This window comes from Pseudomonas sp. TWI929 (genome assembly GCF_039673335.1).
Taxonomy (GTDB): Bacteria; Pseudomonadota; Gammaproteobacteria; order Pseudomonadales; family Pseudomonadaceae; genus Aquipseudomonas.
Window position 1 is genome coordinate 21214 of the sequence record NZ_JBDJLK010000065.1, and the last position, 11146, is coordinate 32359.

The window sequence follows — 11146 nt, forward strand, 5'->3', positions numbered from 1 at the left end:
GGGGTTTTCCTTGTTACGTACAGGCCTCCATGCCGGGCCTTGCAATCTACTGGCTGACGGCAGCCGCGCAAACATACGCGTTGTTCAAGCATGACGCTGCGTTGTGCGAAAGGTACTACCCTGCCATTGTTCGCCGAACAGGGCCGCCAGGCACTATGGCCCCATGAGCATTGTCGCTATAACAACAATTCCCACTCAGAGGTGACCACACCATGAGCACCGGCTCTACCACGCTTATCGACCACAAGGCCCGGGCTTGGCTCTGGCCTGCACTGTTCAGCCTGGTGGCGTTTGCCGGTAACTCGGTGTTCTGCCGGCTGGCGCTGAAGGACGGGGCCATCGACCCGGCATCGTTCACCGTGGTGCGCCTGGCCAGTGGCGCGTTGTTCCTGTTGCTGCTGATCCGCGTGCGCAGGCCGGTGCAGGCCATGGGCGGCAGTTGGCGTGGCGGGCTGGCCCTGTTCCTGTACGCGTTCCTGTTCTCTGCTGCTTACTTGCAACTAGGCGCGGGGGCAGGTGCGCTACTGCTGTTTGGCGCGGTGCAGATCACCATGTTCGGCTTTGCCTGGTACAAGGGCGAACACATCACCGTGCGCATGCTGATAGGCATGGTGGTCGCCTTTGCCGGCCTGTTGGTGCTTTTATTACCCGGTGCAGCGGCGCCCCCCTTGGCCAGCGCCTTGCTGATGGCCCTGTCTGGCGTCGCCTGGGGCGTTTACACACTGCTTGGCAAAGGCTCACCCAGGCCTCTGGCCGATACCGCCGGCAACTTTGCCCGTAGCCTGCCTTGCCTGGTGCTGATGGCTCCGCTGCTGTTGCTGGGCGCTGGCCCACACCTCACATCGCTTGGCTTGTTGTATGCCCTGGGCTCCGGCGTGCTTGCTTCTGGCGCGGGCTATGCCGTGTGGTACGGCGTGGTCAGGCAGCTCAGTGCGCAACAGGCGGCGACCATGCAGCTGAGCGTGCCGGTAATTGCTGCGCTGGGCGGGGTTGTGTTGATTGGCGAGCCGCTGTCGTTGCGCTTGCTGGTGGCGTGCGTGGTGGTGCTGGGCGGTATCGCGTTGGCGTTGGCACCACGGCGCTAGAAGCGGCTGCCCTGCACCAAAACACCACCGTTCGTATGACCAAGCCACTCAGCCTTTGCTCGAACGGTCTGCGTTGGCCGCTTCGGTCACCACCGGCAGGTTGCCGGCACGCTGGATCACCCGCCGTTGCTGCTCGTAGTCGTCCAACGACAGGCCGCGGCGTTGCAGGGCTTCCAGTTGCAGTTGGCGGGTTTCATCGGCGCTGTACGGGCGTAGTTCGGGGTGGCTGGCACAGCCGCTGACGATGGCGACGGCAAGAACGGCAAGGGTGGCGGACAGCAGGCGGGTCAGGGTGTTCATCAGGTAGCTCCAAGGGCCGGGGTCGTGGGCGGCGAGTCGATGGAGCTAGGTTATGTGGCCACGGCCTTCGGCAGAAATTGCCATTCTCGATAGTGACTATCGACGATTCCTGAGCGGGCAGGGAGGGCGTGATGGGGCAAAGCGAACAACCGCGTAAATGGGGCGTGCTGGAGCCGATCGACCGGATCACCGAGGTGATCTTCGGTTTGTTGATGGCGATGACCTTCATCGGCTCGCTCAGCGTGGCCACGGCTGGGCGCGAAGAAGCCCGGCTGATGCTGGTTGCTGCGTTCGGCTGCAACCTGGCCTGGGGCCTGGCCGATGCGGTCATCTACCTGCTGCGCACCTGGACCGAGCGCACTCGCGCGCGTACCTTGCTGGCCCGTCTGTGCAGGCCGCTGAGGGGGCAGGGGCGCAGGCTGATTGCTGATGCGCTGCCAGAACGCATTGGCCTGGCGTTGGATAATGAGGGCCTGGAGATGCTGCGCAGCCAGATGCAGCGTGCCCCCCTCCCTTAGAGCGCGTAAAGTTTGCGCCCCCGCATCTGGCCAAAAACACCGCCATTGCTACCCTTATTCCACGCGGTCTGACCTCATGGGGATAAGCGATGCGCATGCCATTGTTTGCTGTCCTGTCAGCTGTACTGTGCCTGAGCGCAGCACCCGGCCTGGTGCTGGCAGAAGACGTACCTGCGCCGGATCCGGTGCCACCCACGGCTGCGGCCAAGGACCCGGTGTTCACTCAGGAACAACTGGACCAGATGACCGCGCCCATTGCCCTGTACCCCGATCCGCTGTTGGCCCAGGTGCTGATGGCGTCAACCTACCCAGGGCAGGTGAGCGAAGCCGTGACCTGGTCCAAGGCCAACCCCAAGGCCACCGGCGACGATGCGGTCAAGCAGGTGGCGAAGCAACCCTGGGACCCGAGTGTCCAGGCACTGGTGGCTTTCCCGCAGGTGCTGGCAACCCTTGGCCAAGACCCGGTCTGGGTGCAGCGCCTTGGCGATGCCTTCCTCGCCCAGCCTGACGACGTCATGGGCAGCGTGCAGCGCTTGCGCCATCAGGCGCAGGCCGCCGGTAACCTGCAGAGCAACCAGTACCAGAACGTGACCGTGCAGAACACAGTCGCACCTGCAGCGGCACCTGCACCGGCTTCCAGCGGCAGCAGCACTCAGGTGGTCACCACCAGTGCTCCACCCACCACCATCGTCATCGAACCGGCCGACCCACAAGTGGTGTACGTGCCCACCTATAACCCGACCACCACCTATGGCACCTGGGCCTACCCGGCTTCGCCGCCGGCGTATTACCCGCCACCGCCGATGTATTACCCCGGTTCCGCGCTGGTGGCCGGCCTGGCCTTTGGTACCGGCGTGGCAATTGTCGCCTCGCTGTGGGGCGACTGTGACTGGGGCAACAACGACATCGACATCGACGTCAACCGCTACAACAACATCAACGCCAACAACCGCATCACCAACAACCAGAACAAGTGGCAGCACAACGCTGCCAACCGCGACGGCGTGCCATACCGCGACTCCCGCAGCCGCCAACAGTATGGCCGCCAGCTCGACGGTGCTACCCAGCGCACCGCCTTCCGCGGCGACGATGCCCAGCGCGCCCAGGCACGCGACAAGGCCCGTGCCTCGATGGACCGGGCCGGTATCGAACGGCCGGCCACCAGCAATAGCCAGGCACGCCAGCAAATGCGCGAGGCAAAGGCGGACAACTCGGTTGGCAACCGCATGCAATCGCGTAACGACAACGCAAGGGCCGCCGACCGCCGGCAGGAAACCCGCAATAACCAGGGCCGGCAGCAGAACAACCAGGTGGCCCAACGCCGGCAGGGCGAAGGCCAGGCGCGGCAAGTGGCGCAGAACCGCCCGGCCAATACCGCAGGCCGAGCCCGCAACAACGCCTTTGACGGCGTACGCTCGCCGTCGCGTACCAACGCGCAGGCCAGCCGCGGCCGCACCAGCCAGTCGTTTGCCCAGCGGCCCAGTGCATCACGTGCCGCCGGGCACCAGATTTCCCGGCCCAGTGCGCCCGCACGTCGTGGCGGAGGAGGAGGCCGTCGATGAAACATCCAACATTTGCGGCATTGCTGCTCACTGCAGGCGTGGCCTGGTCCTGCCTGGCTGCTGCGCAAGAAACCTTCCCTACACCGGAGAAGGCCGTGGAATCCTTCGTTGCGGCGCTGGGTGAGGAAAAACCAGATGAAGCCCGTCTGGCCCGGTTACTGGGCGATGACTGGCGTACCTACATCCCACGCGGCGGCGTGCAACGCAGCGACGTGGACACCTTCCTCGAGCAGTATCGCGCGCAACACAGCATCGACATGGCAGGTGAGGGCAAGGCCATCCTGGCCGTGGGCAGCGACCACTGGACATTGCCCATTCCGCTGACCAAAAGTAGCCAGGGCTGGCGCTTCGACCTCAAGGCCGGCAGCGCCGAAATCCGTGTGCGGCGCATTGGCCGTAACGAACTGGGCGTTCTGCAGTCGCTGCTGGCTTACCACGATGCGCAAATGGACTACGCCACCCAGGACCACAACGGCAACGGCGCGCTGGAATATGCGCAGAAAATCTTCAGCGAACCCGGCAAGCACGACGGGCTGTACTGGGATGACGACGGCGACGGCGAGGTCAGCCCGCTCGGGCCGCTGTTCGGCCAGGAACAGCTCGGTGATGCCTGGTACGGCTACCACTTCCGCATCCTCGACGCACAAGGCCCTTCAGCCCCTGGCGGCGCCTACAGCTACCTGATCGGCAACCAGATGAGCCGCGGCTTCGCCATGGTCGCCTGGCCGGCCAAGTACGACGATACCGGGGTGATGAGCTTCATGATCAGCCATGACGGCCAGGTATTCGAGAAAGACCTTGGGCCGCATGGCGACAAACTGGCCAAGGAAATGAAACGCTTCGACCCGGATGACAGCTGGAAGGTGGTGGATGTAGCGGCGGGTGATTGAATTCGCAGGATTACCGCAGTGGGAGCGGCCTTGGCCGCGAACACCGGCGAAGCCGGTGCCATAACCGTGTTGGGTTCTTCGCGGGTAAACCCGCTCCCACAGAGACCGAGCAGGTCTCCGGCCCAACCTGTACCTGTGGGAGCGGCTTTAGCCGCGAATACGGGCGAAGCCCGTGCCAGCCACTTCGTCAGTGGGTACGCGCAGCCCGTACTTCCCGCGCCGTGCACCCATACTGCTGGCGAAACGCCCGGGCAAACTGCGCCTGGTCGGCAAAGCCCCAGCGGAACGCCAGTTCGCCGATCGCCAGGTGGCAATGCGGGTCGCGCAGTTGCCGGTGCACAGCCTCCAGGCGTTGCTGACGCACCCATTCGCCCAAGGTGTAGGGCGTGATCGCGAACAGCTTGTGCAGGTAGCGCAGTGATAGCCCGCAGGCGCTGGCGATCGAGGCTGGCGACAGCTCGGGGTCGCCCAGATGTTGCTGCACATACTGCTCGACCCGCGTCAGGTGCAGGGTGCTGAGGTTGCTGCCTTCGCTGCCCAGTACCCGCTCATCCTGCTGCAAGGCCAGCAGCAGGGTGGCCGAAGCCTGTTCGAGCAGTAAATGGCGAGCGGCCGCGGGGCTGGCGTCGAAGTGGCGCGCACACAGGTCCAGCTGCTCGACGAAGATGCGCCCCAAACCCTGGCTGGCATCGAAGCAATGCCGGGTGTAGCGCTTGTGCCCCAGCAGGTTGGCCTTGAGTGCGCGCTCGGGCAGCTTGAGCACCCACAAATCGTTCTGCGTGCCGTAATGGAAGCGGTAGGGTGCATCGCCACGTTCGACAATGAAACCGCCGGGGCTGCAACTGAGCTGGTGGCCTTCCTGTTCGAAATGCACCTCGCTGCTGCGCGGCACGGTCACCAGGTAGAACGCTTCATGGTCCTGGCTGATGTGCGCCTTGCTGCGCGAATAGCCCAGCTGACTGGAGCGCAGGCGCGACAGGCTAAGGGGTGTGCTGGGCGTGCTCCAGCGCTGCAAGTGGCCATCGAACGGCTGTTCGGCGGCAAATTCCAGGCTCAACGGGAAATAGGTGTCACTGATGGCTTCGGCCCAGCGCGCCTGGCGCTCCGGCTGCGCCCAGCCGTGGGTCGAGAGTTCTGTGGGCATGGTTTGTCCTTTTTCAAAGAGGGCAGCATTGAAAAAAGGAACTGCAGGCAAGCTACTCAAGCAGCTCTTGTTATTGTGCAAACCGCCCGACAGCGCAGCGCTGCCGGGCGGTTATCAGGCCCATGATCGGCGCACGCCGACCTTTTGATCAAGCCCCGCGTGTCACCCGGTAGGTGGCCGAAGGCTCCAGGTGCGCCTGCCAGCCCGGTGGCAGGACGATGTTGGTGGTGTCTTCCTCGATCACGCAGGGGCCATGCACGGTCTGCCCTGGCAGCAGGCGGTTGCCATTGAACACTGGCGTGGGCTGCCACTCGCCGTCGGCACTGAACAGCATCGGCCGAACGGTTTCCGGGGTGGCTGCCGGCGGTTCGGCCGGGCCCTGCAACTCGGGTTGCGGCGGGCGCGGCAGGTGGCCGATCACCGAGCACTCCAGGTTCACCAGCTCCACCGGGCTGGCGGGTTCGCTGTACGAGTACAGGGTCTGGTGGCGGCTGTGGAAGCGGCTGATCAGTGCGGCCAGGCCGGCTTCATCTAGGGCGTGTTGCTGCAGCTCCACACTGCACTCGTGGATCTGCCCCAGGTAGCGCATTTCCAGGGTGTAGTGGCAACTGCTGGCCTGGTCGCCAAAGCCATCTTCACGCAGGTTGGCCAAGCCCTGCTGGCGCAGTTCGGCCAGCGCCTGGTTGAGTTGTGCCAGGTTCACGTGCCCGGCGTCCAGTCGCATCGACAGGCTGGTGAGCTGGTCGTAGCGCACATCGGACAGGATCTGGCCGAATGCGCACAAGCCCGAAGCCACCTTGGGGATCAGCACGGTCTGCATACCGATTTCCTCGGCCAGGCGCACCACATGCATGCCTGCCGCACCGCCTGCACCGATCAGGGCGAAGTCGCGCGGGTCGTGGCCGCGCTCGATCGACACCCGGCGGATGCCGTTGACCATGTTCAGGTTGACCAGGGTGGTGATGCCGAATGCGGCGCGTTCCACGCTGATGCCCAGCGGCTCGGCGATCTTGCTGCGGATGGCGTCCAGCGCCGCCTGGCGGTTCAAGCGGATGCTGCCGCCCAGCAGTGCGCCGTCGGGCAGGTAGCCCAGCGCCAGGTTGGCGTCGGTCACCGTGGGTTCGCTGCCGCCCTTGCCGTAGCACACCGGCCCGGGCATGGCGCCAGCGCTGCGTGGGCCGACCTGCAGCATGCCGAACTCGTCCAGGTGGGCGATGGAGCCGCCACCGGCACCCAGGGTTTCTACCTGAATCATCGGCACGCCGATGCGCTGGCGCAGGAAGTCCACGTCCTTGCTGAAGTTGGTGCGTCCGGCGTTGGTCAGGGTGATGTCGAACGAAGTGCCACCCATGTCCACGGTGATGACGTTGTCGATGCCGAACGGCCGCGCCACCGCCAGCCCCGCCTGCGGCGCCGAGGCTGGGCCGGAGTTGATCGCGTTGACCGCGCGCTCGCGCATCAGGTGCCCGGGGGCCAGGCCGCCGTTAGACTGGAAGTAACGCACCGGCTGTTGCGCGCCAAGCTCCTGGAACAGGCTGTCGATACGCGCCACATAGCGCGCCATTACCGGGCTGAGGTAGGCGTTGACCACGGTAGTGGAGGTGCGGGTGTACTCGCGAATTTGCGGGAACACCTCGCAGCCGGTGCAAACGAACACGCCGGGCAAGGCAGCCCGTACCAGCTCGGCGGCGCGCTGCTCGTGGCTGGGGTTGCGCACCGACCACAGGAAAGAAATGGCCACGGCTTCTACGCCCTCGGCGCGGAAGTAGTCGATGGCGTCGTGGATGGCGCGTTCGTCCAGCGGGCTGTGCTCACGGCCATCGCCGAGAATGCGGCCAGCGATGGGGCGGCGCAGGTGGCGTGGGGCGAGCATGTGCGCTGGCGGGTAGTGGGCGTCGTAGCGGTGGCCTTCTTCCTTGTGGCCCAGGCGAATCTCCAGGCTGTCCTCATGGCCTTCGGTGCACAGCAGGCCAACCTTGACCCCGGTGCGCTCGATCAGCGCGTTGAGGGCCACGGTGGTGCCGTTGATGCACAGGTCGCAGTTGGCGATCAGCTCGGCCGGGCCACGCCCGGTGGCGTCGGCAATTTGCGCCAGGCCGGCGCGAATGGCCAGGGTGCCGTCCTGCGGTGTGGACGGTGCCTTGAACAGCTGCACGCCGCCGTCGCGGTCGGCCAGGATGAAATCGGTGAAGGTTCCGCCGGCGTCGATGCCCAGGCGATATTGGTTACGCATGATGGTTCTCCGGTCAGCGCTGGGCGCGGGCAAGGCGGGTTGCGGTTTCATCCAGCTGGCCATCGGCATCGACGACCACGCCGTACTCCAGGGCCGCGCCCTGGGGCGAGACCAGGCCGTTGCGCAGGTCTTGCAATACCGAGGCAATCGGCCGCCGCAGCGGGTCGCCGTAGCCACCGCCACCGGGGTTGATGTTGATGATTCGTTCGCCGGGCTGCAGGGTCAGCATCGGGTTCTGCGTGTAGTGGTCTTCGCTGCCATCGGCGTGGCGATGGATCAACCGGCCCAGCTTGGGTTCGAGCAAGGCATTGCGTGCCCCGGCGGCCCCGGCGGTGGGCAACTGGCGACCTTCGCCAAAACCGACCACGGTCATGGCATGCTCCAGTGGCTCGATCTCCAGGCGGGTGCCCGAGCCTCCGCGAAATTCGCCGGCACCGCCGCTGTCGGCCATCAGGCTGTAGCGGTGGATCAGCACCGGGTAGGCGTGCTCCAGCAGTTCGATGTCACCGCTCATCAGCGCGCCGAAGCAGCACAGCGGGCCGCAGGCATGCCAGCCATCCATCACCTTGTTGGCGCCGGCACCGGAAATGATCGAAGCCAATACCATGGTCACGTATTCGCTGTTGCCGTTGCGCGGGTCGTGGCCGGCGATGTTGATGCCGCTGGTATGCCCCCAGGAAGCTGTCACCCGCTGTGGCGAGGCCTGCTCCAGCGCGGTGCGCACGGCATCGGCCAGGGTTTCCATCGGCGTGGTGGTGCAGTTGACGTGGGGCGCCGGTTCCTCGGCGTTGCACAGCGTGCCCCTGGGCCCGACATCGACTGTGACGCAGCGGTACAGGCCTTCGTTGTAGGGCGGTGCCACCTGGGCGAACATCATCAGCCCCAGGTACACGCCAGACACCGAGTTGCCCTCGTAGGAGTTGATGAAGTAGGGCACCTGCGGCGGGCTGTCGATGCGCACGTGGGCCTGGTCGCCACGGATCTGCACATGCGCGGTAATGGCCAGCTCGCCCAGGCCGTGGCCGGAATCCTCGAGCACGGCGGTGCCGCTGTAATCGCCATCCGGTACATCGCGCAGCAGCGCGCGCATGTGTCGGTCGGCCATGTTCTTCAACTCGGCGATGCAGGCCCGCACCTGCGCCACGCCGTACTTGTCGAGCAGCTCCAGCAAGTGCCGCTCGCCGACCTTGCAGGCGCCGTACTGGGCGTTGAGGTCGCCTTCCTGGTAGGGGCGGGCGCGCATGTTGGTGAGCATGAAGTTGATCACATCTTCGCGGCGCTTGCCCTTTTCCCACAGCTTGACCGGCGGAATGCGCAGGCCCTCGGCGTAGATTTCCTTGGCATCCGGGTTGTAGCCAGCCGGCACCGGGCCGCCAATGTCGGTCAGGTGGCCCTTGCACACGGTCCAGAACACCAGCTCGCCCTGGTAGTACACCGGCTTGTACATGCAACAGTCGAGAATATGGCTGCCTTTGTAGGCCGGGTCGTTGTGGTAGATCACGTCGCCTTCGGCGATGTCGTCGCCGAAGAACTCGGCCACGCACTTCATGGCCGGGATCAGCGAGCCCAGGTGGATGGGAATGTCCTGGCCTTGCAGGATCATTTCCGGCAGGTGGTCGAACAGCGAGTTGGAATAGTCGTGGGCGAGGTTGAACACACTGGAGCGCCCGGTCTTTTCCAGGGTCAGGGTCATTTCGCGTTGCGCCGTCTCCAGCGCACCCCGCACAACCGCAAGGGTGATCGGATCTACTGTCTGCATAGGTCACCAAGGTTTGTTCTTGTGCTTTGGCTGCGTGCCGCGACAGGGCGGCGCGTGGTGACAGGCTACGGGGCAGGGCGGGGGCAAGGCTTGTCGCTGGGTGTACTGGTTGTTGCGTTTGGGCGCACTGCGCAGCAGCCCCAAGGCCTGGCAGGTGATAAAAGGCTATTGCTGGAGCATCTGCCGCACCAGCCACTGGCCCGCCGGCCCCAGTGCGCGCCGGCTGGACCACACCACATCCATATCAACCCGCCGCGGGTATCCGGCCACCTGCAACTCCACCAGCCCACTGCCAAACCGCGTTACCAGCGCCTTGGGCAGTTCGGCCCAGCCAAACCCGCGCACGGCGAACTCCAGCAGGGTGAGGTAATCCGGCGCCGACCAGGCTTGGCCGCGGCCGTGGTGCAGACTGGGGGCGTAGGTCTTGATATACAGTTGCCGTGCGCTTTCCAGATGCTGCGCCTGCACTTGCTGCAGGCCAGCCAGCGGATGCCCGCTGGCCACGTACACAGCAAACTCTGCCTGCTCGGGCAAACGCGCCACGGCTACGTCGGCGGGGTAACCGGGTTGCGTGGCAAGAATGCCGATATGCGCCAGGCCCTGCTGGATCATGTCTATCACATCAGCATCTTCGGATGGGCCGCAGCGCAGCTCGGTATGCGCGTACTGTTGGGCGAAGCGCGCCATCACCGCGCCCTGGAAGGTAACGCTGTAGCTGTCCGACATCACCACCGACACCAGCGCCTCGACATTTTCCGCCAGTCGCACCGCCAGCGCATCGAGCTGGGCGCTGGCGTCGAGTATCGCCTCGACATGCCTCAGCACCTGCCGGCCCGCCTCATTCAGCGTGGGGTGGCGGCCACCGCGGTCGAACAGCGGGCAGCCGATATCGGCCTCGAAATTGGCGATGGCAATGCTGATGGTGGACTGGCTTTTGCGCAGTTTGCGCGCCGCAGCAGAGAACGAACTCAACGATGCGGCTTCGACAAAGGCGACCAGAGCCTCGGGTGAGTAGCGCATGGTATTGATAAAACCGATGGTAGCTATGTCGCGAGTATCAGTTCTATCAAAGAAAATAGGAAGCACGACTCACGCAATGGATGGAATTTGCAATGAAAAACGTGTCTTTCACCGAACGGCTGGTTCATGCCGTTGGTTATGAAGTGTTTGCTGTGCTGCTGTGTGCGCCGCTGTTGTCCTGGATCATGGGCAAGTCGCTGGCGACTGCGGGTGCACTGGCGGTGACCCTGTCGGTGATCGCCATGCTGTGGAACATGGTCTACAACGCGCTGGTCGACCGCTACGTGCAGGCCGAGCGTATCCACTGGAAGGCCCGCGCGCGGTTTGTCCACGGTTTGGGCTTTGAAGCCGGGCTGGTGGTGTGGTGCTTGCCGGTGGCGGCGTGGATGCTGGACATTTCGCTGCTGCAGGCGTTCATGGTGGAGCTGGGCTTCTTCGTGATCATTCTGCCCTATACCGTGCTGTACAACTGGGCGTTCGACAAAGCCCGGCACCTGCTGATGCAGCGTCGCCTTGCCTGAATTACGTGCCGCACACGGACTTTTTGTGGGAGCGGGGGGGGGGGGGGGGGGGGGGGGGGGGGGGGGGGGGGGGGGGGGGGGGTGGGGCGGGGATGGGAGCGCGGGGGCGGGGGA

10 protein-coding genes are annotated in these 11146 nt (G+C 64.9%); 5 read left to right on the forward strand and 5 right to left on the reverse strand.

Going from position 1 to position 11146, the window contains the following annotated elements; genetic code table 11:
* Positions 1–212 precede the first annotated feature (212 nt).
* Positions 213–1085 carry a DMT family transporter gene (locus ABE456_RS21415; RefSeq protein ID WP_346645707.1) on the forward strand — a complete coding sequence of 291 codons (873 nt, stop codon included), beginning with the start codon at positions 213–215 and terminating at the stop codon, positions 1083–1085.
* Between the two features lie 48 nt (positions 1086–1133).
* On the opposite strand, the gene ABE456_RS21420 is transcribed toward ABE456_RS21415, so the two are convergent.
* Positions 1134–1385, reverse strand: a complete 252-nt coding sequence (locus tag ABE456_RS21420) for a hypothetical protein (RefSeq protein ID WP_346645708.1) — start codon at positions 1383–1385, stop codon at positions 1134–1136.
* A gap of 131 nt (positions 1386–1516) precedes the next feature.
* On the opposite strand from ABE456_RS21420, the gene ABE456_RS21425 reads away from it, so the two are divergent.
* The 3 genes from ABE456_RS21425 to ABE456_RS21435 all read left to right on the forward strand — a co-directional run bounded on the left by ABE456_RS21425 (position 1517) and on the right by ABE456_RS21435 (position 4355).
* Positions 1517–1903, forward strand: a complete 387-nt coding sequence (locus ABE456_RS21425) for a hypothetical protein (RefSeq protein ID WP_346645709.1) — start codon at positions 1517–1519, stop codon at positions 1901–1903.
* Positions 1904–1992: 89 nt separating this feature from the next.
* Entirely contained in the window at positions 1993–3465 is a 1473-nt protein-coding gene (locus tag ABE456_RS21430) for a DUF3300 domain-containing protein (RefSeq protein WP_346645710.1), read from the forward strand.
* The gene (locus ABE456_RS21435; RefSeq protein ID WP_346645711.1) at positions 3462–4355 is read left to right on the forward strand and encodes a DUF2950 domain-containing protein; all 894 of its coding nucleotides are present in this window, start codon (positions 3462–3464) and stop codon (positions 4353–4355) included. Before ABE456_RS21430 ends, ABE456_RS21435 begins: the two co-directional genes overlap by 4 nt.
* 187 nt (positions 4356–4542) lie before the next feature.
* Here ABE456_RS21435 and ABE456_RS21440 read toward each other — a convergent pair whose 3' ends face one another.
* The 4 genes from ABE456_RS21440 to ABE456_RS21455 all read right to left on the reverse strand — a co-directional run bounded on the left by ABE456_RS21440 (position 4543) and on the right by ABE456_RS21455 (position 10511).
* Positions 4543–5499, reverse strand: coding sequence for a helix-turn-helix domain-containing protein (locus ABE456_RS21440; RefSeq protein WP_346645712.1), 957 nt, complete (start codon positions 5497–5499; stop codon positions 4543–4545).
* A 148-nt stretch (positions 5500–5647) separates the two neighbouring features.
* Entirely contained in the window at positions 5648–7732 is a 2085-nt protein-coding gene (locus ABE456_RS21445) for a hydantoinase/oxoprolinase family protein (protein WP_346645713.1), read from the reverse strand.
* Between the two features lie 13 nt (positions 7733–7745).
* The gene (locus ABE456_RS21450; RefSeq protein ID WP_346645714.1) at positions 7746–9491 is read right to left on the reverse strand and encodes a hydantoinase B/oxoprolinase family protein; all 1746 of its coding nucleotides are present in this window, start codon (positions 9489–9491) and stop codon (positions 7746–7748) included.
* Between the two features lie 165 nt (positions 9492–9656).
* Complete coding sequence (locus ABE456_RS21455) at positions 9657–10511, reverse strand: LysR family transcriptional regulator (protein ID WP_346645715.1); 855 nt, start codon at positions 10509–10511, stop codon at positions 9657–9659.
* Positions 10512–10603: 92 nt separating this feature from the next.
* Between ABE456_RS21455 and ABE456_RS21460 the strand changes: the two genes are divergently transcribed.
* Positions 10604–11032, forward strand: coding sequence for a multidrug/biocide efflux PACE transporter (locus ABE456_RS21460; protein ID WP_346645716.1), 429 nt, complete (start codon positions 10604–10606; stop codon positions 11030–11032).
* The last annotated feature ends 114 nt before the right edge of the window (positions 11033–11146 follow it).